This window comes from Candidatus Poribacteria bacterium, assembly GCA_028820845.1.
Classification (GTDB): Bacteria; Poribacteria; WGA-4E; order WGA-4E; family WGA-3G; genus WGA-3G.
The window spans coordinates 1-22,498 of record JAPPII010000030.1 but is presented as its reverse complement, the minus strand read 5'-3'; the positions used below and the strand labels follow the sequence as shown (position 1 = coordinate 22,498).

At 51.1% G+C, this 22,498-nt stretch carries 21 protein-coding genes; 9 read left to right on the top strand and 12 right to left on the bottom strand.

Features of this window, described 5'->3' with window-relative positions:
* Position 1: 1 nt before the first annotated feature.
* Positions 2 to 448 carry a hypothetical protein gene (locus tag OXN25_07395; protein ID MDE0424674.1) on the bottom strand — a complete coding sequence of 149 codons (447 nt, stop codon included), beginning with the start codon at positions 446 to 448 and terminating at the stop codon, positions 2 to 4.
* A 211-nt stretch (positions 449 to 659) separates the two neighbouring features.
* On the opposite strand from OXN25_07395, the gene OXN25_07390 reads away from it, so the two are divergent.
* The 5 genes from OXN25_07390 (at position 660) to OXN25_07370 (ending at position 6,145) form a co-directional block, all read left to right on the top strand.
* Positions 660 to 1,805: a PLP-dependent aminotransferase family protein gene (locus OXN25_07390; GenBank protein ID MDE0424673.1), complete on the top strand. Its 1,146-nt coding sequence runs from the start codon at positions 660 to 662 to the stop codon at positions 1,803 to 1,805.
* A gap of 83 nt (positions 1,806 to 1,888) precedes the next feature.
* A complete protein-coding gene (locus OXN25_07385; protein MDE0424672.1) occupies positions 1,889 to 3,256 on the top strand; it encodes a sulfatase-like hydrolase/transferase in 1,368 nt (455 codons plus the stop codon).
* A gap of 10 nt (positions 3,257 to 3,266) precedes the next feature.
* Positions 3,267 to 4,331 (top strand): hypothetical protein, encoded by a 1,065-nt coding sequence (locus tag OXN25_07380; GenBank protein ID MDE0424671.1) that lies wholly within the window; start codon positions 3,267 to 3,269, stop codon positions 4,329 to 4,331.
* The gene (locus OXN25_07375) at positions 4,328 to 4,939 is read left to right on the top strand and encodes a hypothetical protein (GenBank protein MDE0424670.1); all 612 of its coding nucleotides are present in this window, start codon (positions 4,328 to 4,330) and stop codon (positions 4,937 to 4,939) included. The genes OXN25_07380 and OXN25_07375 overlap by 4 nt, the downstream gene beginning before the upstream one ends.
* Positions 4,940 to 4,975: 36 nt before the next feature.
* Positions 4,976 to 6,145, top strand: coding sequence for a glycosyltransferase family 9 protein (locus OXN25_07370; protein MDE0424669.1), 1,170 nt, complete (start codon positions 4,976 to 4,978; stop codon positions 6,143 to 6,145).
* Between the two features lie 94 nt (positions 6,146 to 6,239).
* Here the strand turns inward: OXN25_07370 and groL are convergent, their stop codons facing one another.
* The 5 genes from groL to OXN25_07345 all read right to left on the bottom strand — a co-directional run bounded on the left by groL (position 6,240) and on the right by OXN25_07345 (position 10,578).
* Positions 6,240 to 7,865, bottom strand: a complete 1,626-nt coding sequence (groL, locus tag OXN25_07365) for a chaperonin GroEL (GenBank protein MDE0424668.1) — start codon at positions 7,863 to 7,865, stop codon at positions 6,240 to 6,242.
* 18 nt (positions 7,866 to 7,883) lie between these two features.
* Positions 7,884 to 8,174 (bottom strand): co-chaperone GroES, encoded by a 291-nt coding sequence (gene groES / locus OXN25_07360; GenBank protein MDE0424667.1) that lies wholly within the window; start codon positions 8,172 to 8,174, stop codon positions 7,884 to 7,886.
* Between the two features lie 69 nt (positions 8,175 to 8,243).
* Positions 8,244 to 8,420, bottom strand: coding sequence for a hypothetical protein (locus OXN25_07355; GenBank protein MDE0424666.1), 177 nt, complete (start codon positions 8,418 to 8,420; stop codon positions 8,244 to 8,246).
* Positions 8,421 to 8,751: 331 nt separating this feature from the next.
* The gene (locus OXN25_07350) at positions 8,752 to 9,732 is read right to left on the bottom strand and encodes a Gfo/Idh/MocA family oxidoreductase (protein MDE0424665.1); all 981 of its coding nucleotides are present in this window, start codon (positions 9,730 to 9,732) and stop codon (positions 8,752 to 8,754) included.
* A gap of 105 nt (positions 9,733 to 9,837) precedes the next feature.
* On the bottom strand, positions 9,838 to 10,578 hold the full coding sequence (locus OXN25_07345) for a sulfite exporter TauE/SafE family protein (protein MDE0424664.1): 741 nt from the start codon (positions 10,576 to 10,578) through the stop codon (positions 9,838 to 9,840).
* Between the two features lie 194 nt (positions 10,579 to 10,772).
* Between OXN25_07345 and rpsU the strand changes: the two genes are divergently transcribed.
* Genes rpsU through OXN25_07330 form a run of 3 tightly spaced genes read left to right on the top strand, consistent with a single transcriptional unit; the run spans position 10,773 to position 12,009 of the window.
* Positions 10,773 to 10,997, top strand: coding sequence for a 30S ribosomal protein S21 (rpsU, locus tag OXN25_07340; protein MDE0424663.1), 225 nt, complete (start codon positions 10,773 to 10,775; stop codon positions 10,995 to 10,997).
* Between the two features lie 18 nt (positions 10,998 to 11,015).
* Positions 11,016 to 11,540 carry a double-stranded RNA binding motif domain-containing protein gene (locus OXN25_07335; protein ID MDE0424662.1) on the top strand — a complete coding sequence of 175 codons (525 nt, stop codon included), beginning with the start codon at positions 11,016 to 11,018 and terminating at the stop codon, positions 11,538 to 11,540.
* Positions 11,541 to 11,550: 10 nt separating this feature from the next.
* Positions 11,551 to 12,009, top strand: coding sequence for a hypothetical protein (locus tag OXN25_07330; protein ID MDE0424661.1), 459 nt, complete (start codon positions 11,551 to 11,553; stop codon positions 12,007 to 12,009).
* A 44-nt stretch (positions 12,010 to 12,053) separates the two neighbouring features.
* Here the strand turns inward: OXN25_07330 and OXN25_07325 are convergent, their stop codons facing one another.
* Positions 12,054 to 12,755 carry a class I SAM-dependent methyltransferase gene (locus OXN25_07325; GenBank protein ID MDE0424660.1) on the bottom strand — a complete coding sequence of 234 codons (702 nt, stop codon included), beginning with the start codon at positions 12,753 to 12,755 and terminating at the stop codon, positions 12,054 to 12,056.
* A 4-nt stretch (positions 12,756 to 12,759) separates the two neighbouring features.
* On the opposite strand from OXN25_07325, the gene OXN25_07320 reads away from it, so the two are divergent.
* The gene (locus OXN25_07320) at positions 12,760 to 13,995 is read left to right on the top strand and encodes a YihY family inner membrane protein (GenBank protein MDE0424659.1); all 1,236 of its coding nucleotides are present in this window, start codon (positions 12,760 to 12,762) and stop codon (positions 13,993 to 13,995) included.
* A gap of 140 nt (positions 13,996 to 14,135) precedes the next feature.
* On the opposite strand, the gene OXN25_07315 is transcribed toward OXN25_07320, so the two are convergent.
* From OXN25_07315 to OXN25_07295, 5 genes are all read right to left on the bottom strand, one after another.
* A complete protein-coding gene (locus OXN25_07315) occupies positions 14,136 to 14,609 on the bottom strand; it encodes a transposase (GenBank protein ID MDE0424658.1) in 474 nt (157 codons plus the stop codon).
* 155 nt (positions 14,610 to 14,764) lie between these two features.
* Positions 14,765 to 16,597 carry a redoxin domain-containing protein gene (locus OXN25_07310; protein MDE0424657.1) on the bottom strand — a complete coding sequence of 611 codons (1,833 nt, stop codon included), beginning with the start codon at positions 16,595 to 16,597 and terminating at the stop codon, positions 14,765 to 14,767.
* 549 nt (positions 16,598 to 17,146) lie between these two features.
* A complete protein-coding gene (locus tag OXN25_07305; GenBank protein MDE0424656.1) occupies positions 17,147 to 17,371 on the bottom strand; it encodes a helix-turn-helix domain-containing protein in 225 nt (74 codons plus the stop codon).
* A 233-nt stretch (positions 17,372 to 17,604) separates the two neighbouring features.
* Complete coding sequence (locus OXN25_07300) at positions 17,605 to 17,817, bottom strand: hypothetical protein (GenBank protein ID MDE0424655.1); 213 nt, start codon at positions 17,815 to 17,817, stop codon at positions 17,605 to 17,607.
* Between the two features lie 242 nt (positions 17,818 to 18,059).
* Positions 18,060 to 22,283, bottom strand: coding sequence for an Ig-like domain-containing protein (locus OXN25_07295; GenBank protein ID MDE0424654.1), 4,224 nt, complete (start codon positions 22,281 to 22,283; stop codon positions 18,060 to 18,062).
* Positions 22,284 to 22,498: the final 215 nt, after the last annotated feature.

Below are 22,498 nucleotides of genomic sequence, written 5' to 3'. Positions count from 1 at the left end.
ACTACTCGGTTGGAGGCGGTTCGTAAAAAGGCTCGTTCCTTCTTTCTGCCTCTATTCGACGAAGGTTCCAAGCGAGGACCTTTTGAGCGAGCTCCTTTTTGCCTTCCTCAACGCCTTCGGCTCTAGCTTTGACAGCGGCTTCGGCAGCAGCTTCGGCAGCGGCTTTGGCAGCGGCTTCTTGAATCCGTTTCTCTGATCTATCTGACCATAACATCATTAAATCTCCTATGAGCGTTAGAACACCAGCGACTAATCCACCAACAGGGATAAACACTGATGTATCGGTTAGCACGATACGGAACGATTTATATCCTTTCCATCCAGCCCCTACCTCTTCATAAATAGCATAGCCGAAAAAGAGGCTTCCAAGCCTCAAACCTACGGTAAGCGCAAAATTTGTCTTTCCTGTTTTCCAAAATTCTCGATGTTTTCGCAGAAATGCTTTCAAGGGCACCTCCGACCTATGTATTCTATTTCATACCGAACTCACTTTGGCACCAATGCAAGTTTTACAGTTACATCACCTTATGGCGTTCATTTATTTTATCATAGACGATTCTTTGTTGCAATCAAAAATCAGAATTCACCTTATTGTTTTTTTTTCATAAGTCTGTTATAATTACGCTTATATGGCATCTGCTGAGAAAAAGGAGTATACTATGAAAGACTTTGCTTTTACAGGTGGGCGTCCGGATCCGTATACGTTTCCGACGGAAGGTTTAATTGAGGCGAGTGCAAAAGCACTTCGTAAGTTGGGAGGCGATCTGGTTAATTATCCCGGTGAATCCGGCTATCGCGGTCTACGGGAACTGGCATCTATGCGGTTTGAACGGCGTGAAGGGGTCCCACTGCCGATAGACAACATCTCAATCACCTCCGGTTCTATGCAAGCACTGGAATTGGTGCTCGGAACGCTCATCAATCCTGGAGATACCGTGCTAACAGAGGAATACACCTACAGTGGTACCTTGGGGATTATGCGGCATTTCAAAGCCAATATTGAGGGTGTCGGTATGGACTATATTGACGGTATGGATATGGACGATCTGGAATCCAAACTGCAAGCACTCAAACGCAAGAATATCCGTCCGTCGTTCATCTATACGACTTCAAACCATCAGAACCCGACAGGTGCGATCCTTTCGCTTGAACGGCGGAAACGGATGCTGGAATTGGCTAAGGCATACGACACACTCATTGTTGAAGATGACTGCTACGGCGACATCGACTTTACATCCACCCCGACACCCGCTTCGCTCTTTAAACTGGATACCTCGAACCGTGTGATTTTTATCGCCACTTTCTCAAAAATCTTAGGCGCAGGGGTCCGACAAGGTTATTTCGTGGCGCGGGAACCGTACTACGGACAAATCCATCAGAACCGATGGGACGGCGGGACGAGCGCGCTGGCGAGCGCGATTGTTGCCGAATTCTTTATGGAGCACCTCGAAGCACATCTTGTAAAGACGAATGCTGCTGTAGGCGCGAAATGTCGCGCTGTGGTGGAGACACTTGATAAGCATGTGAGCGACATCTGTACATGGACCCGCCCGCGAGGCGGACTCTTCCTCTGGATAGATCTACCAGAGACCACAGACCTTGACAAACTCCGTGAACTCACTGCGGAGAAGGGGGTCGGTTTCAGCAACGGGAGTGCCTTCCACTACGCAAACGCGCCAGTGAAAGCGATCCGATTGGCGTACGCTTATTGCCACGTGGACGATATCCCCGAAGGGATCACCTATCTGTGTGAAGCGATCCGTGAGGCACAGACCGCAACAGCGGAGGTCGCTGCAGGCGATTAACCATCAGCGGTTAGGAGTTCGTGATTAGCTATTAGCGAATAGCGGTTCGCGACTCGCGACTCGCGATTGGAGGAACAGCGTTCTTGCGTAATATCATCCTTATCTCATTAGATACGCTGCGGGCATCGAGTATGAGTTGCTACGGGCATCACAATCTGACAACGCCTCATCTCGACGCGCTTGCGGAACGAGCGACGCTTTTTGAGAAGTGTATCAGTCCGCACATCCCGACGCACCCCGCACATACAACAATATTCACTGGCAAGGATGTCTTGTCCCACCAAATCATCACACAAGGTGGGACGTTGGACTTATCAGACGATATAAAGACTGTGCCCGAGTTGTTGCGCGAGGCGGGTTACTTTACCGTCGCTGCGGATAATTTGCGACGTTGGTTTCAGCGAGGTTTTCCAGAAACGCATTACCGAGGCTACCAATGGGATAACAGTTATCGGAACGCTCGTAAGGCGGAGGCGGTTAACGAAACGGCAATAGAATTGTTGGATCTCGCACAAGCGCAGGATAAACCTTGGTTCGCTTTTCTGCACTACTGGGATCCACACACCCCATATTTGCCGCCGCTCCCGTTTGAACGGATGTTTTACAGCGGTGACGAATGTGATCCGAACAATCGAAGTATGGACGCTGTCTATGCTCATGAACCCTTTACGGACTACTTCCGACAGTGGATGTGCACGCCGGATCCGACAGATCCAGAAAACATCGCCAAGAAACGGCTCTGGCGGGATAGGCGGTATGTCAACGCTCAGTATGATGCCTCGATTGCTTATATGGATGCTTGTCTAGCGCAACTCTTCCGATATCTACAAGATTGCGGACAACTTGAGGAGACGCTCCTCATCATCACAGCAGACCACGGCGAGGAGCTTGACGAACACGAACTCTGGTATGACCACCATGGGTTGTATGAGACCAACTGTCATGTTCCCTTAATCGTTCACTGTCCCGCGCTTATTTCCGATGGGCAACGGCTCGGTGGTCTCGTGCGGCTCACTGATATTGCGCCGACGGTCCTCGATTATGCGGGGTTGACAGCAATCGCAGAACGTGAAAACATGGAGGGCAGCAGCCTGCGGAGCCTGATGGAGAACGGGAGCGACGCTGGAACGACGGAGGCTATCTACCTCACAGAATGCGGTTGGATGAAAAAACGCGGGTGGCAGACGCAAAAATGGAAATTGATTGTTGAGACAGGGGGGACACCTGCCGTTTACAACACGCCGGATTTGGAACTCTATGACCTTGAAGAGGATCCGGACGAGGTCTACAACCTTGCTGAGGAAGCGGACATCGTCGTTGCACGCCTGAAAGGCGATATGGAGGCGTTCTTGGAACACCGACTCGCTGAAACAGGGCTACCTGACCCAACGCTTGTCCAAGATATTACCATGCGGCGGATTGGTGATAAATCAAGAGCCGTGCCGCTTTGAGAGGCGAATCGTGAAACGTAGAAATAGTCAGAACCTTTTTTTCTCGATCCCAGCACGGTTAGGAAACCGTGCCTACCGAGTCTGGATGCGAATTACGGTCGTGTTGTTTATTGCCGCGTTTGTTGGCAACGGTTGTACGGCGTTACAGGAAGCACAGCAACGTCGTGAGAAACGGATACTCGAAGAGCGGAATGCCGGTTCGCTGATGCTCAGACCCTCGAATGCAACAATCGAAATTAGACAACCCGACGCGCTGTACAGTACGAGCGATCATTACACACTGACTTTCGCGAAAGATTTGTACGGGCATCCAGAACTCGACTCCGCCGAGGAGCGTGAGTCGTTCGCTCGGAGTGCCCTCGGTTATATGGAGAGCCTCTACGACGCAATGAACCGACTTTTCGGTTTCCGACCGCAGCATAAAATCCACGTGACGTTGCACGACATCTATCAAGGCACCAGACTCGCCGCGACGACGACAACAAACTATCGCTACGGATTCCAGAACGGGCGGTACCTGAAATTTGTCAATGGGATTAAGATGGATTTTCCGCTGGCGATGTATGAGAAGCACGGCGTCCGGGCACACGAGTTGACACACGCTTTTACAAATATCTATTTCCTACCCGTCTGGTTCTCCGAAGGCATCGCCGTGCTAATTCAGACAGAATATGCTCAGGGTGGAACACATCCGAAATTTGACAGCCTCAAAGGGGATTTAAGGGTTGATCTCGACGGTGTGAATCAATTGGAGAACTGGGGTGGCCACCTCGATGGCGGTCCCCTGACGCAGTGGCGCTATAGATATTCTTATACCCTCGTCTCTGAGTTGCGCGAACGGTACGGCAACGATTTTTATATCAAGGTTTTCGAGTTGATGGAAGCCGACGCGCTCCACCAAAGACTTGAGGGCAAAATGCGGACGAGTTTTCTTGTTTATTATCTCAGTAAAGCAGCGGGTGAGGATTTGGTGCCCTTCTTTACGGAACTACAGTTTAAGGTGCGATCACTCACAAAAGAGGACATTCTGAAACAGATTGATGAGATGAACAGTCAAATCCGGAGGCAACCGTGAGCAGAAACTTAAACGGATTCAGCACTTGCAAATACATGCTCTTGGGGATATTGTGTTTCTGCTGGGGTTGCACCCTCGGACAGAAGTGGAGCGAGAACTACGCCCTCTTGCCGGGGGCAACGGCAAGCGATCCGGCATTTATTGATGATAACCCAGAAACTATTGGTCAATCCCAACGCAAGCAGGGGTCTGGTAGCGCAGGAACGGACATCGACATCCCATCAGAGGCGATTGTTTACCTTCCAGAAAAGAAGTCAATCTATCGCATTGTGATTCACTCTACGAACCTTGAGGAGTTTGAACTTCACGCCTTTAATTCCCGTGGGGAGTGGGATAAAATCTACGACCGCCGAAGCAACAAAGACCCAATCATCGACATCCGCTTCAACAAAGTTGTTATGACATCAGGTATTAAAGTGGTAGTGCGGCGGACAACGGAGGACGCGGCGCGTAGACGTGAGAATGTCCAGATGCGGCGGGAGAACGTGCAGACCTCTGACGGCAATATCCGACGCGGACGATACCGCTATTTTATAACCGGACCGACGACGGCACTCGCCGACATCGCCGAGATCGAATTGTACGGGTATGACACAGCATCGCCATAGTCTGCGGTGTTAATCATGTTTAGGATATTGTAGGTCATGCAGTCGAACCGTCTTCAACAGTCCTTAGACCGTTATCTCGGCATTCCCCTCAATTTATTACTCCGATTATTCCCTACACGCCCACTGGTACCTGATACACCGAAAAAGATTTTATTCATTCAACTCTCTGCATTGGGTGATACAATTCTGGCTATCCCTGCTATCCGTGCTGTCCGACACGCCTTTCCTAACGCAGAATTCACGATATTAGCCTCACCAACGAATCTGAACTATTTGACACACTGCCCGTATATTGATAAACGTATCCGTTTCCGTACGCCGGAACGGGAGTTGTTTGCACAGCTCCGACAGGAAGGCTTCGACTGGGCAATTGATCTGGAGCATTGGCCCCGATTGAGCGCGCTTCTCGCTTATGCAAGCGGTGCCCCGATGCGGATTGGGTTTCGGACGCACGGGCAATATCGCCATTTCCTCTTCACAACATCAGTGCCACACACCGCCGGACGGCATGAGGTTCGGAACTTCTTAGACCTTGTAGCACGATTGGGATGCTCAACGCTTGAATTCGGGCTTGAAGTCTGGTACAGCGAAGTGGAACAGACATGGGTGCATCAAACCTTGGTAGAAGAGGGTATCTCACTGGAACAACCCCTTTTTGTGCTACACCCAGAAGCAGGGAGGCGCGGTGAACCGAGGCGACGCTGGTCCCCGGAACGTTACGCCACTTTGGCAAACACACTCGTCGCACGGTACAGTGGACAAATTGTTTTGACGGGTGCGCCGGGAGAGGTAGAAGTTTCTAAAGAAATTGCAAAGTGGACGAAACAGCGATCAGTAGTGCTTGCCGGACGGACGGACGTTAATCAACTTGCGGCACTCTTTGCAGCGGCGACTCTCGTTGTCAGCGGGAACTGCGGTCCGATGCACCTTGCGGCGGCGGCGGGTACCCGTGTCGTTGGGTTGCACGGTCCGACGAATTTCGCCCAATGGGGACCTTGGAGTCATAAGGCGGGTGTCGTCTGTGCGGAGTTACCGTGCAGCCCGTGTCTGAATTTGGGATTTGAATACGGGTGTCAGGCATTACCAGATGGGACCTCGCCGTGTATGCACACAATCGAAGTGGCACGGGTGCTTGAGGAATGTGAGCGGTTGTTACAAGGGCTATCAGCGGTCAGCAGTCAGCAATCAGTTCCCTCCGGATTATGACAAGTTGGTGTTTGTCAGAATCAGGATTTTAGGATGAACAAGATAAAGAAAAAAGGTGCGGTAAAAAACCGCACCTTTTGTTAATTTGAAGGGTTTAGTACATCCCACCATCCGGAGGCATCGGCGGTGCCGGTGCTTCTTTTTCCGGGAGTTCCGCAATGAGCGTCTCGGTGGTAATCATCAACGCTGCGATGCTTGCTGCGTTCTGCAACGCCACCCGGACGACCTTCGTCGGATCAGGGATACCGGCTTCAAACATATCAATGAAGCGTTCCTGGTGCGCATCGTAGCCAACGTTTCCGCCTTCTTCTTTAACCTTCGCGATAATGACGGAATCTTCCTGTCCGGCATTCTTCGCAATCTGACGGAGCGGATCTTCGAGTGCCCGTCTGATAATAGAGGCACCAACCTCTTCAGTCGGGTCATCGAATTCGAGTGAATCAAGCGCAGCTTGTGCTCTGACGAGTGCAACGCCGCCACCGACGACAACGCCTTCTTCAACGGCGGCACGTGTGGCGTGCATAGCGTCTTCAACGCGCGCTTTCTTCTCTTTCATCTCGACTTCAGTTGCCGCACCAACGTTAATCACAGCGACACCACCCGCGAGTTTCGCGAGGCGTTCTTGCAATTTTTCGCGGTCGTAGTCGGAGGTTGTGTCTTCAATCTGCCTACGGATCTGATCGATACGTCCTTGGATGGCTTCGGTTGTGCCCGCGCCTTCGACGACAGTTGTGTTGTCTTTGTCAATGACGACGCGTTTGGCACTGCCGAGGTCGTTTAAGGTGATGTTTTCGAGGTTGATACCGAGGTCTTCAGAGATGACGCGTCCGTTTGTCAAGACAGCGATGTCTTCGAGCATGGCTTTACGGCGATCACCGTAGCCGGGTGCTTTAACAGCGACACAGCGGAGTGTCCCGCGAATCTTGTTGACGACGACAGTCGCGAGTGCTTCACCTTCGACATCTTCAGCGATAATCAACAGCGGTTTGCCCTGTTGTGCGGTGCGTTCGAGGACCGGCACAAGGTCTTTAAGGCTACTGATTTTCTTTTCGTGGATGAGAATCGCGGCATCTTCTAAAACGGCTTCCATCCGATCGGGATCGGTAACGAAGTAAGGTGAGAGATAGCCACGGTCGAATTGCATACCTTCAACGACATCGAGGGTAGTTTCAAGGCTCTTCGCCTCTTCAACAGTGATAACCCCATCTTTTCCGACCTTTTCCATAGCGTCAGCGATGAGATCACCAATAGCACCGTCGTTATTCGCGGAGATCGCGGCGACCTGCGAGATTTCGGTCTTCTCGGAAACCTCTTTGCTCAAACCTTGGATGGATCCTACGACGGCGTGGACGGCTTTTTCAATACCGCGCTTGAGTGCCATCGGGTTATGTCCTGCAGCGACGTTCTTCAGACCTTCACGATAGATGGACTGTGCCAGAATGGTTGCAGTTGTGGTTCCGTCGCCAGCGACATCGCTGGTTTTAGAGGCGACTTCTTTGACCATCTGCGCGCCCATATTTTCATAAGGATCTTCGAGTTCGACCTCTTTCGCGACCGTAACGCCATCCTTGGTGATCGTCGGTGCCCCGAATTTCTTATCAAGGACGACGTTCCGTCCTTTAGGGCCTAATGTAACTTTAACAGCGTCAGCGAGTTGATCCACGCCGTTTTTAATCGCGCTCCGTGCTTCTTCATCAAACGCCAGTTGTTTTGCTGCCATGTGTTTAACTCCTTTCCGTTAGTTAACTTTGGCTAAGATATCATCTTCGCGCAAGATGAGATATTCGTCATTTTCATAAGTAACTTCGGTGCCGCCGTACTTAGCGAAAAGCACGAGGTCTCCGACTGCGACATCAACGGGTTGCCGTTCGCCACTGTCGAGAAGTCTGCCGCTTCCAACAGCAACGACTTCGCCTTCTTGCGGTTTTTCCTTAGCGGTATCGGGGATAATGATCCCACCGCTGGTTGTCTGTTCATCGTTGTCTGAACGTTTGACGAGTATTCTATCGCCAAGGGGTACAAGTGCCATCTTAGTGGATTCCTCCTTGTATCTGGCATAAAAAATTAGGGTTTAAGGCTTCAAAGCCTCTATATTGTTTCACGTTAGCGTGAGATATTCCAATGAAGTTAAAAGAAATAGTGCGGTAATTCCGCGTTGCAAACCCCATTTGACAAAAACATCTCTGCTGCCATTGTTAACAGTAGCAATTTTCGTGCCAATTGGTAAAAGTGCCATATCGGCATAGATTGCTGGAGATGCGTGACAATTTGGCATGTTTTCTGACGTGACAATTTGTCTTCTAAAAAACACATAAAGCGAAATATGTGTCATTTTGTCGCTATTAGCGATCAGCGGTTACCTTATAAAATAGGTAGGTGCGGTTTCTAACCGCACCGATTTTATTCTTAGAATCTGGATCTGTTGTTAGCGGATAGCAGCTCCCGTATAAAATGGGTAGGTGCGGTTTCTAACCGCACCGATTTTATTCTTAGAATCTGGATCTGTTGTTAGCGGATAGCAGCTCCCGTATAAAATGGGTAGGTGCGGTTTCTAACCGCACCGATTTTATTTGGGGAAGAACGGCGAGGTTACAAACCTCACCTACTTACTTTAGAGAAACCGTCTGCCCTATCTTTCCAGCGCGATACGCCGCGGCTAAGATCTCGTTTGCCCTTAATCCGTCACCCCCAGTCGTGATGGGTGAGACACCCTGCTGCACACATTCCGCAAAATGCTCAAACTGGTATTGGTAAAGGTCTTCAAACTGAGACAGGATCAACTCCGCCTCGCCATCAAAATGGGTGCGGATCTTCCAACCGTCGTCGTTGTAGACCCAGACGGAGCCTTCTGTTCCGTAAAGTTCAAAGACGATGTCACAGTGCGGGACTGAGAAGCTGAGGTCTGTGAACGCTTGCGCCCCGTTATCAAAGTGCAGGACGATGCCCCCGGTCTCTTCGACAGCAGCGTTGTTGACAGCACTGTTATAGAACGCGCTGACGGCGTTGACTTCGCCGATGAGATAGCGGAGCAAATCGACGCTGTGGGGTCCGAGGTCCATAAAGCATCCACCGCCACCTTCTTCAGGCTTGGCGCGCCATTCGTTTGGCATAAGTTCGTACTGTTTCAAAAACGGCATACGTCCGTGGACGATCTGCCCGAACCGTCCAGCATTTACCCACGCCCGGATCTGCTGGAAACAGGAATGAAACCGAAAGAGGAAACAGACCTGTAAGTGGACCCCGTTGGCATCACAGGCGGCAACCATCTCTCGACACTCTTGTGGTGTGAGTGCCATAGGTTTATCGCACAGTACGTGTAAACCGCGTTCCGCGGCGGCGACGACCTGTTCGCAGTGTAGGTGAACGGGTGTTGAAATGTAAATCGCATCGAGTGCGTCATCTGCCAAGAGTGCATCGACGGTGGTATAGGCGTTGGTTGCGCCGTATTCGTCCGCCAGGTGTTTTGCGCGGTCGGTATTACGAGAGAGTAAGGCGTGAAGTTCGGCGTTCTTTGCTTTGTTGATGGCAGGCATCGCTCTGCGTTGTGCGACGCTACCGGCACCGAGCACACCCCATTTCAGTGTCATTGTTTTTTTAACCTCGTTTCTTTGGCGGTCAGCATATCTATAGTGTATCACAAGGGTTTAGATAGCAGCAATGTTTTTTGGCAAATAGCGGTTCGCGGTTCGCTATTAACCCAAAAGCAGATGCGCGCCCGTCGCAAACAGGAAGAATAAGACAATCCTCGAAAAGAGCCGCTCCGAAACACGGTTGTTCAACGCGATGCCGGTCAGCACACCTAACGCAATGAAGGGTAAAAGCGCGACGGCTTCAATGAGGATCTCCGTCGAGAAAAGATCGAGCTGATAATAGAACGGGATTTTGATGAAGTTGAGCAGGAAATAGGTGGCTGTCGTGGTCGCAACGAAAGCGGTATTCCCTAAACGTTGCGGGAGGAGATACATGACGACGACAAGTCCACCCATGTGCGCGAGTGTCGAGAACGCACCAGCAAACAGACCTGCAAGCAGCCCCTGCCACGTCTTAAAGCGGAATGCCGATTCGACGTGTTGTTCGGCGTTCCCAAGCCATCGTTGCCAGTAGGGACGCAGGAATTCCAGGAGCGCGAAGAGACAGGCAATCCCACCAATAACCTTCTTGAGGTGATAATCGGAGATGTCCTTTAGAATCAGACTTGCTAAGGCGATACCGAGGAGAGAACCGAGGATCAAACGTGTGACGCTCTGGCGGTGCCAACGGTTCCAATAGTGACGGAGTGAGAAGACATCGGTGGAGAAGAGCAGTAGAAGCATGAGTCCGATAACGTTTCGTGCACTTCGGAAATGTGTGAACATCGGGACGACAATCATGCCAATGCCACCACCGAACCCAGCTTTGCTGACACCGGTAAGCCATGCGCCGAAGCAGAGGATGATGATTTCGTAGATGGGGCTGCCTCCTTTTTCGTGTGACGAGTATAGCGGCGTTCGAGGAAATTGTCAAGAGCGGTTCGCGAACCGCGATTCGCGAACCGCGATTCGCCATTAAAAAATTTGACATCCCGTATCAGATGTGATACAATTTATAAAATGTTTTTATAATTCCAACCCCAACGGAGGCTAAAAAAATGGTTCAAGTCGAAGTAAATGTCAACCCAAGCGAAACGTTTGATCGGGCATTGGCACGGTTCAAGAAGATGTGCGGGAAAGCCGGTATTGTTACTGAGATTAAAAAGCGGAGTTTCTATGAGAAACCGAGCGAAAAACGCCGCAGAATTGAGATGAAACGGCAGCGGAAAGTCAAACCCCGCAAAATGATGGGCGGTCCCCGGCACAGTAGTGTTAGATCTTAGAACAAACAGGAGCGATGCATGGCAGATCCGGCTACCGGCGAGATTTTAGAAAATTATAAAGGACTTTTGATTCAATATTGTCAGGAACGCGGGTTGAGCCAACCGACGTATACCGAAACCCAGCACGGTCCAGCGGATGCACCCAGCTGGCAGGTAACGGTGGCGTACGGGGATAGGACTTATGAGACCCCGGAACCGGTACCCGGATCGAAAAAATTTGCCCATCAGATCGCTGCGCAACAGGTGTTAGCGGAGATTGATTCGCGACGGGAAAATTTTTTGGCGGGGGATACCGCAGAATCGCTCGTAACTTTACCCGTCCCTCACACCGCTCCGACCTATACTCCCACTGCTCTCGAAGTGCCAATATCGCTTGTTTCCAGTGCTTTGACAATCGCGAATGAACGGCTTACGACATCTCAACCGACGCGATATCGGACACTCACGGATGCCGAATTTTCGCAGAAACTTTCTAAATTGACATTGGAGATTGTCCGCAACCTTTTGGAGACAGCGGAACAGGAGCAGATCACGCTTCAATAAGGAGCATTCCGTGGCGGAAAAGCAGCGGCCCTCACTTTTCAGTTTTGCACAAAACATTGGATTGGGGAACGCTATCATTTTTCTTCTCGCGGTCATTGGTTATCTTTTCACTGCACCCCCGGTTGCTGTGAGTACGTTCTCACAACGTGTCCGGCTTATAGTTGCCGATATAGCTGCTGCCATCCCTGCCGCCTTTTTTCTCACTTTCTTACTGGATGTAGGAGGTTCACTACTGATGTTATTTTGGAACCTGATGAAACGCCAAATAGAGAAGTATGATGCCAAAATAACCGCTGATGCGAAGGCGGAAGGGCTTGAGCAAGGGCTTGAGCAAGGGCTTGAGCAAGGGCTTGAGCAAGGACGCACGGAAGCATATCAAGAGATAGCCGCTTGGAACAGCCGTCGCCTTGATGCTGAAGCGAAAGGCATCCCCTTCAATGAGCCACCCCCCTCGCAAAACGGAAATTAATCGGACACCTCGCCCTCGCTATCTAAATTAAGGATAGCACGGATTCACAATTTTTTCCCAAAAAAGTAGACTGCCGACGCTAAAATGTCGGCATCTTTGTGTAAAGATAACAGAGCGTCTAAAATCAAAAACGGGAACGTTAGCCACCCGACAAGCAGAGAGATGGCTTTCGCGAGAAGCAGACTGCCAAAAGAAAAAAGCAGCCCGATGTACTCCCGAAAAATCCAGTGTAAGGACGCAGTCGGTCCTGCACATGCCCCACTTTCGATCTCGGTGAAGGCGGCGCAGAGTTGGACGATCCCAGAGACTGTCCAGCGTTGGTAATCGTGCGGTGAGGCGTGGTAACCTTGTAGAAACGGGACGGCAACACAGACATAGCCACCGGGTTTCAGCACACGGTGTATCTCCTGAACAACGCCGTTCGGTGAGTGGACGTGCTCAAGCACGGCTTCAGAAATGACAGCGTCGAAGGTATTCTCTTTGAACGGGAGGAAATGCCCGTCGCCGATGAGGTCGATTTCCGGAGTCGGTTCGATTTCGAGGTTAATGACATTCGGGGCACGGCGGTGCCTACCGGCACCGAGGTCCAAGATTTTCGCATCACGAGGGAGTTGCCGAAGGAGGCGTTTCACACACCGGTTCCAGCGTGGGGCGGGATAGGGGCATCCAACAAGGAGGGACAATAATCGGTGCTGCCTGAACTTGCGCTTCAGGCGTGAAATCAGGTCGGGTTTCGAGTCTGTCATAAATATGGTTACAAACAACCTTTCCGAAAAATATGTGGGATATGTCACGGGTGCCCGCAGATCTACTTTGCAGCTGGCAGCGACTGTGTGGCACAAATTTATAGGACACAAATGTTTGCAGCAAGCATCCTCGCTGGCGTTTAACACACTGTTGTGTCTTGTGCCGTTATCCGCTGTTGCGTTGTTCCTCTTAAAAACGTTTGGTGCCGTCGAAGACGACAATTCACCGCTAATCGTCGCGCTCCGGGACAACTTCCTCCCGCGGTATGCTGCTGAGGAAATTGTATCAGAACTCTCAGGATTTGCCAACAGAAATCTGGGAGGGCTCGGTGTCGGTGGGTTTCTCTTGTTTCTCATCGTCTCAACACTCCTCTTTATATCCGTAGAGCAGCATTTTAACAACATCTGGGGGGCACGGCATCGGCTGCCGATTGTACAAGCGTTCCAAAAATACGCGGTTTTCTATACATTGTTATCCATTGGTCCGCTCCTGATTTGGTTGTTCTTTTCAACAGCGACGAACTGGGTCTTTGCCCATGTCTTCCCGTGGGTGTTAGTCTATTGTGTACTTTTCTTGATGTACATCGCGATGCCGAACACGTTTGTCAAGTGGCATGCAGCGCTGCTGGGGGCGTTGGTTGCAGGGACGCTGTTCCAGACCGCACGGTTGGCATTTGGACGGTACCTGGAAGCCGTCTGGCAAAACTACAGCGATATTTACGGTGCGCTGGCGATACTCGTCGTCTTCGCTATCTGGACCTACGTGGCCTGGGTGGTCGTCTTGTTAGGGGCGGAGGTCTCGAATTCGGTGCAACACTTCCGTTCGACACCGTTTCCGCGGGAGCGGTTTCGGTCAGTAGGTGGCACCTACCTTAACGCTTCGGATGTGATTACTTTGTTTCTGATTGTCGCGGAACACTTCTCTAAGGGGCGCGGTGCGTGTCCACCGGAGCAGGTCGCCTCGCTTTCGGGTATCTCTGAAGACATCGTGGATCAGTGTCTCGAACGGTTTAAGGCGGCACGGCTGATCTATGAGGTGGACGGGGACACGATCGGATTTTTGCCGGCGCGTGGGTTGGCGGAAATTACGTTGCAGCAGGTTGTGGACGCGGTGGAGGGAAACATAGCGGGACATCTTGCGCTGGATGTATCGTCTGCGGCGCGTGAGCGTGTGTTGGGTGATCTACGGGAATCGCAGCGGGAACATTTGGAGAAGGTTACGGTCGCTTCTTTATTGTGAGGTGGGTGTTTTTTAACGGCTCCTCCAGACTCAGTAGGTGCGGTTTCTAACCGCACCGGATCCCATTAAAAAGAAGACAGATTCTCCTAAACCCAGTAGGTGCGGTTTCTAACCGCACCGGCTGAGGGTGAAATGCAGAACTATTCCATCTCAAATTTACACCACCAATATGGATAATCCCGCGCCGATCTCACTAACCCCTCTCTTACAGGATTCATATAGCAATAACGGATAGTGTTATTCAACGCCTCCTCTGTCCGAATACCCCAATCGCTATAACCTTTTTGCCAAAGAACCCCCTCCCGCGACAAACATTTATTAATCTCACGCGCAGTAAACCGTTTCATAGAATGCAAAACCTTGGTGAGCGTCTGCCCTTCCCCAAGTTTAATAACCGTGTGTACATGGTCAGGCATCACCATAATACATATCCGCTCTAACCGGTTTTCCACTTCTAACCAATTAAATGCTCTGAAAATAATTGACGCTACGTTGTCGTCTGCAAGGATGCGCTTTCGTTGATGTGTAACGATTATGATATGGTAGTATGCTCCTGGTATGGAGGCTCTGCCTGCCCGCAATGTATGGCTGCGGTATTTCGGGAGGGTGTTCATAAGGTATTATTCTTGGGGAAGACCGGTGCGGTTACAAACCGCACCTACATATCTTAGGAGAAACGGAAGACCGGTGCGGTTACAAACCGCACCTACATATCTTAGGAGAAACGGAAGACCGGTGCGGTTACAAACCGCACCTACCTTGCCAGCTATTATTTTAGGGAAACAGGCGAAAACTCGCTCGCCTTCACATAATACAAAAACCCAATACACATCTCATCCGTCGTCTTCTCACCCCAACCGACCGGAACAGGTGGGTCGTTCGGGTTCGTCGGGTTCGCTGCCGAGTTATCAAAATGTGCTACCAATTCCACACGCGTGCCAGCTGGCAAAAATAACGGCTCCTGATAGTGATAGATGTCCTGCCAATTGAAATCCCAATCCTGAATCCATATCAGATCGTGCCGGATACCTTCCGGTGTCGTCGCGACCAGACGCATATCCCGCCCGATGAGATGCATGTGGGGCATCGTCGCCAACAGATAGACATCCCGCTTGAAGTCTTCGTGCGCTTGAACGGCATACCAATCCGCACCCGGTGGCACCACGAATTTGCTGTTCGTCGCATCACCGATACGCAGCTTCGTCGTCTCCTCCGTTTTCGAGAAGTAGAGCCCCAAGCGCGTGCGGTCGCGTTCGAGGTGACCTGTGCGATAGTAATGCACCTGCATAACGATGTCCGCACCCTTCGGTAAGAGATAGCCGATACCTTCCGGTAACACAATCGGTGTCATCCCAGGTGCCCAACCCCCAAGAGACCCCACAGTGTCAAACCCAGGGCCCGTGCCTTCTGTGACATAGCCGGGTTTCGGGTCCTCTGCGTCCAGTTTACGCGCCTCGCCATTCACATCAAGATAAGGGATGACGTGGTGGACGGTCTTCCGGTTGCCGGGTTGCACGTCAACGGCTTGAATGTACATATCCGTTTCAAAGTTCGTCGGTATGATGAACTGCCGATATTCGTCCTCGCCTTCCGGTTCAATCTCATACTCAACGGGCATCTCCGCGATCCAGTCGGGTTCACCGAGTGCCCAATCGTCATGAAATTCGGGTGCAGGTGGCACAGCATCGAGGTCGCCTGCGGGTGCCCCGGATTCGACCCAGTACGCAATCATCTCAATCTCGGTATCGGTGAGACGGCGTTCGTTCTTGAAGTGCCCATAACCCGGCGCGGGTTTCCACGGCGGCATGAGCCGTGCCTGTGTATACGCTGCGATTTCTGTCGCCCAGGCCTTCGCATCGCTATAGTCAGCGAGTGTGAACGGCGCGACTTCGCCTTGACGGTGACAGGCTTGGCACTGTTTCTGGAGGATCGGGGCGATGTGTTCGCTATAAGTGACCTCGTCGGGGAGTGCGGCTTCAGGGAAGTGGATCGTGCAGCCGAACGAAGCCGTCTCTTGAACGGGGACGGATGCGTTGTCGCGCGTTGCGATGAGGACATCGTGGAGATAGTGGTGTTTGACCCGCGTCTCGTAGCGATTATCGTCAATCGCACCCCGGTATTGTAGTGTGCGTTGTGTATCGACAACGAATGTCTGCGGTGTCATTGTTGCGCCGAAAATGCGTGCAAGCTTGCCTGTTGCATCTTTCACAATGTGGAACATATATTCCGACTTCGCGACGTGTGCCTTCACTTCGTCTATGGAATCGTTTTCATTGGGATAGATAGCAACGAAGGTGTGTGTCGGAAATTCGGCATGGAGGTGTTTTAGGCGTGTTGTATAACGTTGCGCGACGGGACATTCGGTTGCAAGGAACGTGACAACGACGGCTCCCTGTTTGGTGAGTATCTCTAAGTTCTGTGTCTTACCGTCGAGTGTTGTGAAACTCACAGCGGGCAGTTTTGTGCCGACAGGAACAGTGTTGTCGTTCAGGGTCGTCTCTTCGATGACGCGGTGTCTATTTGTGATCGTATATTCGGACGCTGCGTGTAGTGTGGATGCCAGTGCAAGTGTCAGTAAAATTATGAGTAGATAGGGCTTCATAGATGTCCTCCGATTGTGTGATTTTTCTGGGTTAAAGTATAGCGTATTTTCGGCCAAAAGTCAAGAATTTTAATGGTGGGTTATGGGTGGTGGGTTATGAGTTATGGGTTGTCGAGAATCGAAATTCGATGCTACATTTGTAGCACAAACTGTTAGTTTGTGTGCTATTGCCCACTTTTTACAAAAAAGGCGGCATGACCTATATGACATGCCGCCTTTCTTCTCTTTGGATATTTTTCAGGACGTCCTGGGACGACGCTATAAACTCATCTTGTCTTTTTAGGATGACATTAACCTCTTAAATTCAAACTAAAATACTGGTGGTCAGGGGCCATGCGCGTAATGCGCGTAACTGACTATGGTAACCCTGAAAAATAAACAGACATTTTACCCTACCCCGGTAGGTGCGGTTTCCTAACCGCACCGGTGCTGAATGTCTAATTAATTCTAAGGTTTACCATAAATGTAGCGATGGAAGATGTCGACTATTCCTTCGCTATATTTTTTTTAATCGCGGTTCGCTATTCGCGGTTCGCGGTTCGCTATTCGCTATTCGCTATCCACCTCAGCCGCATTCGGGTTTTGCTTCTTGAGTGCTGCTGCCTTGTAGGCGGCGATGAGCTCGTTTTCAAAGTCGATCCAAACAGGGTTCTTCCGCCAGCGCGAGACTGTTGAATCGGTGACTTTGAAGTGTGCTGCGATTTCAGTGTTGCTTGCACCGTTAAAAGACATTTCGCAAGCTGTCAAAATAGTGCCTTTTGAATTGCTGGGCATGGTGAAACCTCCTTTTGGGTCGATTTTGAAAACTGAATCTCATAAGTCCGAATATATTTAATTATACACTATATAATACTAAGGTTGAGGCAGTTTCTGTGAGGATGATGCCCATTTTCAAAGCATCAAGGCTGCCACTTAAAAGTATACAAAAAATATCAAAAAAAGTCAACAAATATCAGAAAATGTCCGTGAAATATCAAAAAAAGTCAAAAAAGTAACACATTACAGTGCTATTTATGGTGGATCCTAAAAATAAATACACATCTTGTAGGGGCAGCTCTTGTGGCTGCCCACTCATCGCGTGCTGCCTGATTCTTCTGGGGTTCTCTGAAGGTGTCTATCCATTGCAGCCCTTGTGGCTGCCCACTCATCACGTGCTGCCGCTGGCGAGGTTTCCTAACCTCGCCAATACCAAGTGTATAAATAACTCTAAGATCTACCATAGTTTGTGCCCTATTGCCACTTTTTACAAAAAAGGCAACATGACCTATATGACATGCCGCCTTTTTTTATAGTGGAACCCATAATTAACTTTACAGTGGCGAGGTTAGGAAACCTCGCCAGCAGAGCATGGGTTTTCGCTTGTAGTGTAAACTTATTTTTGGAATCTACTATAATTATCGCGTATCAACGCTTAGTTCTCAGTACTGATAACTGCGGATCGCGATCCGCGGTTCGCGATCCGCTACTTCAAAATAACCATCTTCCGCAGCGGCGACATTTCGTCCGTCTGCAATTGGTAGAAATAGATACCACTCGCAACGCGTTCACCGAAGGCGTTCCGACCATCCCAATACGCCGCACGACTCCGAGATGTATAGTATCCCGCAGACTGATGACCCACGGTCAACGCACGCACCAACACGCCTTGCGCATCGTAGATGTTGATTTTCACATCAGCACTTTCGGACAAGTGATACGGTATCCACGTCTCTGGATTGAACGGGTTCGGATAGTTCGCCAACAACACCGTTTCATCCGGACGTGCCGATGCTAACAGGTGCTGCAGATACAGCAACGCACGCTGCGCCGCGATCGACGCATCACCCGATGCCAATAACACCTCTACCTGCTCCTGCACCCGATCGAAATCAATGTCAAGTGCTTTGACATCAATCGCAAGCGTCGGGGCAGCCACATCGTCATCGAGGTTCCCCAAGACGAGGATGAGGTCGGTCACATCCACCATGCCGTTGCCGTCTACATCGGTGCGTGGGTTCGCGATGTCCGCACCGCTCTGTCCGATGGCTGCAGCAACCGCCCGTGTATCGGCGTTATTCACCGCACCGTCGCGGTTGATGTCATACCGTGAGTAGGTCGACTGTGCGTTGTTCGCTTGTTCGGTATTCCGAGTCCCGGGCTGCGTCGTCGCCATCTGCCCATCCGTCGCCGCAACACTCAGGGCAATCCCCGTCGGGTTCATCACCCCAGACGCAACGTCTCTCACGAACTTACCCGCAAGGTTAGAACGTTGGATTTTCCCAGCACCTTTCGTCCAGTAAATCTTGTTGTCACCCGAGTCCACGGCAAGCGAGGTCGGCACACCCGACGCAAACGTCTTCAACGCCTGCACGTTAGACCCGTCGAGGTTAGAACGATTCAGAGAACCAGACCCATCAGCATCCCGTTCTATCCAATAGACCTTCCCTTTCGCAATGGAAAGCCCTAACGGTTCACCGAGACCCGTGGCGATGTTCTGGATCGTCTGCTGTGCGTCTGTCAGACTAATCCGACGGATCCGACCAATAGACTCCGTCCAATACAGATGCCCATTAGAGACAACGATCGTCGGGTTGCGAAGGTTCTCCAGCACATTCGTCAGTTTCGTGCTCCCTGCCGTCGGCATACTCTGGATACGCCCGCGTGAGTTCGCCCAGTAGAGCGTATCGCCTGTAGAGTCGACGGTTATCCCGCGTGGCACAGCAGTGAGCGTCTTTAGCGTCCGGACGTTGCCCCCGTTGAGGTTTGCCCGCCGGATCTCACCGCGGTTCTCACCCGTCTGCACACTGAGATACAGGACGTTATTTGCCGCATCTACGGCGATGTTCGTGATACCTGTGACGTTCGGTGCCAAACTTTCGATCGCATCATCAACCAGCCGATACAGCGTGCCATCTGCCTTACTGATCCAATACATCGGTGGACGTTGTGAAGCGTTCAGGTGCACCTGCATGCCGGAAGTCGCTTTGAACGAGACGGGGGAGACCCCTGCAACGCTGGCGCGGACGGTATTCTCACCGGGGTCATCCCCGAGGGTCAGTCGCGTCTGTGCCCGTCCACTGCTGTTCGTCGTGGCAGCTGCCGGAGACACGCTCCCGCCCCCTGCGGTGACCGAAAAGGATACAGTGACCCCTGAAACAGGATCGTCATTTTCATCGATAACTTCAACAACGAGCGGATTGGCGAGGCGAGCCCCGGGGCGACCGTTCTGGTTATTCCCAGAGACGATCGTAATCGCATCGGGGGGTTCGCCTGTGTTGATGGTAAAGAATGCCGAAGTGAGTCCCGTCGAATACGCTTCAACGACCGCTTCACCGTCAGCCGTCGGCGTGAACCCGACCTCGGCATACCCATCGGGATCCGTGCGATCACTGTTGCGAGAGAGTCGTCCTCTGCCTTCAGTAACCCGGAAGCGGACGAGCACCCCAGACACACCGCTATCGTCGCTATCCACGACTTGGACGCTCAGGTCTTCATCGAGGAGTCTACCGACCTGTCCAATCTGATCGTCGCCATCGACGACGACAATTGCCTCGGGACCGCGTGTCGCCTCTGCCGTGAAGACCGCAGAACCGACGTTCGGGTATGCCGTAGAATCCACGCGTGCCCGGACGGTATTCCGCATCCCTTGCGTGCCGAGCGTGAGGGTTGTCTCCGCCTCTCCATCCGAGTCGGTAGTATCCGTTGAACTTGAGAGCGAGCCGCCTCCGGTTTCGACTGTGAAGGTAACCTCCGCCCCTGAAATCGGGTTGCCTTCGGTATCTTCAAACCGGACCACGAAGGCAGAAGAAAGCACTGATCCCGGTTCCCCGTCTTGGTTATCCCCCGAAGCGACCTGTAAACCCGCAGGTGCGGGTGTAATCGTGATAGTCGCCGTTGCCGAGTCGTATCCGGACGCAGATGCCGTGATACTCCCGTCTTCCTCGCCGAGGGTGAGGGTTATCCCCGCGACACCGTTGCTATTGGTATTCACAGAAGTCGCAGAGAGGGTACCTACATCAGAATCGCTGATGGTAAACGTGACCGGCACTTGCGGTGCCCGTTGTCCATCTCGATCAATTGCCCGTGCCTCAAGGGTAATCTGGTCTCCCTCGTTACCCGTGATAGAAGTTCCCAAGTTGAAGGAGAGGGCATCCCTGCCGGTGCCTTGGTTGTTGTCATTCTGGTTATCCCGTGGTGTTACGCTGCCCCCGCTGACGTTAATGGTTAACTCAACTTTCTCAACATCAGTGGCATCAACGTCTGTACCTGTTTTGGGGGCACGCGCAACAATCGTCAAAGGATCTGACTTACCCATTGAATCATAAACGACCCGAACAACACCAGTACGGTCAGCAGCTACCTGAGACGGAATACTCCCTTTAACCACAGAGAAACTTACTTCTACGTTCGGCGCGGGTTCTCCATCGTCTTCTACAACAATCCTCAGATCATATAAGTTCGTGGTGCCTCGTCGTTGCCGACCAGTTAGCCTTAACGTCCGATCAGCATTGATATTAGCATACGCAGGAACATCTTCGCTCTTACCTACAGCACTCACACTAACTACCTGTTTTCTGCCGGCAGTTCCAAGTTGGAAATCAACTATGGCACTAGGAGATGCTGCACGAGCAGTTCGCACGTACAGCGTACTAACGCCCTGCATTGGTTCAGATATTTCCCTATTCAAAGAGTCAACGATAGTCGTCCCAGTCGTCTGGAATAGCCTCCCACCGGTTATGGTTTTATCCTTGACCTCGAACTTGACTGGAACGTTCGGGACTGCTGCCCCTTCGTCACTTGACTCATCCCTCACCGTAGCAGTAAAGGCACTTGGGACGGTCACACCACCGGACTGATCAGGACTGTCCTCATCAATAGACTCGTTTACTATCACGGACAATCGAGGACGCCCATAGATATAGACAGCGGTTGTTTCGTTCCCGTTGCCCTCAACCCTGACAGTAACCAAGTTAGTACCCCCAGCAGTTAGGGCAGTATTTAGATCAGTTCTGGCACCCATACTCAGCCATACTTGAGCAGCACTGGAAGTTTCAAGAGAGTCGTCACCAAATCTTGCACGGTTGTTACCCTCTTTTACATAGAGAGCACCTGTATTAAAACTGCTGTCGAGTGTATAAGTAACCAAGTTGTGTCTGCTGTCTCCACCATAAATCTGTATATCTTGTCGGTGATCGTAGGGATATCCAACACCGTTGGTTACGCCACGGAATCGAATATTATCTGACAAAGAAACATCCAGCGGATTTTTCACTGCGTAATAAGTCCGAACTATTTCTGGTTGCCGATCTGCTGAAGATACTGAGCTGGTATCGCTGATTCTAACAGTTATTTCACCAGGGCTCCGAATGGAAATTGTCAACGATGGAATAGTTAGGCTTCCGTCCGTTCCATCTGACAGGTCCGAATCATCTTCTGTCCAAGTATACGAAGTCCTCGTGCTATCACCAACTACGAAATTCGCGCCACCCCCATTAACGTTCACATTCACAGATTCCCTGATAGTAGGTTGATTAAGCGGCGCGGTAATGGTTGTCAAAGTTAGTTCAACATTTTGATTAGTAAGATCATCTGGGAGGCCATCTTGACTAAGATCACTTAGTGCCTCTACAACCCCCTGCCCCCCAAACCCCAGCACCAGCGTCATCAGCACGCCGAGGACGACTTTTCGTGTCATTAAGTTTTTCATGAAAAAATATACCTCTTAAATTCAAACTAAATCGCGGTTCGCTATTCGCTATTCGCGGTTCGCTATTCGCGGTTCACTAATCGCTATTTGTTAAAAACGCTGTGATAGGGGAACATGGATGGAAACCCCTCTTAAATTCAAACTAAATCGCGGTTCGCTATTCGCTATTCGCGGTTCGCTATTCGCGGTTCACTAATCGCTATTTGTTAAAAACG

Bases quoted from the DNA above. Each gene is read 5' to 3' on its own strand.
- OXN25_07300 (MDE0424655.1), bottom strand. From the start codon at position 17,817: ATGGTAGATCTTAGAGTTATTTATACACTTGGTATTGGCGAGGTTAGG.
- OXN25_07390 (MDE0424673.1), top strand. From the start codon at position 660: ATGAAAGACTTTGCTTTTACAGGTGGGCGTCCGGATCCGTATACGTTT.
- OXN25_07295 (MDE0424654.1), bottom strand. From the start codon at position 22,283: ATGAAAAACTTAATGACACGAAAAGTCGTCCTCGGCGTGCTGATGACG.
- OXN25_07350 (MDE0424665.1), bottom strand. From the start codon at position 9,732: ATGACACTGAAATGGGGTGTGCTCGGTGCCGGTAGCGTCGCACAACGC.
- OXN25_07305 (MDE0424656.1), bottom strand. From the start codon at position 17,371: ATGCCCAGCAATTCAAAAGGCACTATTTTGACAGCTTGCGAAATGTCT.
- groL (MDE0424668.1), bottom strand. From the start codon at position 7,865: ATGGCAGCAAAACAACTGGCGTTTGATGAAGAAGCACGGAGCGCGATT.
- OXN25_07325 (MDE0424660.1), bottom strand. From the start codon at position 12,755: ATGACAGACTCGAAACCCGACCTGATTTCACGCCTGAAGCGCAAGTTC.
- OXN25_07370 (MDE0424669.1), top strand. From the start codon at position 4,976: ATGCAGTCGAACCGTCTTCAACAGTCCTTAGACCGTTATCTCGGCATT.
- OXN25_07310 (MDE0424657.1), bottom strand. From the start codon at position 16,597: ATGAAGCCCTATCTACTCATAATTTTACTGACACTTGCACTGGCATCC.
- OXN25_07335 (MDE0424662.1), top strand. From the start codon at position 11,016: ATGGCAGATCCGGCTACCGGCGAGATTTTAGAAAATTATAAAGGACTT.
- groES (MDE0424667.1), bottom strand. From the start codon at position 8,174: ATGGCACTTGTACCCCTTGGCGATAGAATACTCGTCAAACGTTCAGAC.
- rpsU (MDE0424663.1), top strand. From the start codon at position 10,773: ATGGTTCAAGTCGAAGTAAATGTCAACCCAAGCGAAACGTTTGATCGG.
- OXN25_07315 (MDE0424658.1), bottom strand. From the start codon at position 14,609: ATGAACACCCTCCCGAAATACCGCAGCCATACATTGCGGGCAGGCAGA.
- OXN25_07355 (MDE0424666.1), bottom strand. From the start codon at position 8,420: ATGCCAAATTGTCACGCATCTCCAGCAATCTATGCCGATATGGCACTT.
- OXN25_07320 (MDE0424659.1), top strand. From the start codon at position 12,760: ATGGTTACAAACAACCTTTCCGAAAAATATGTGGGATATGTCACGGGT.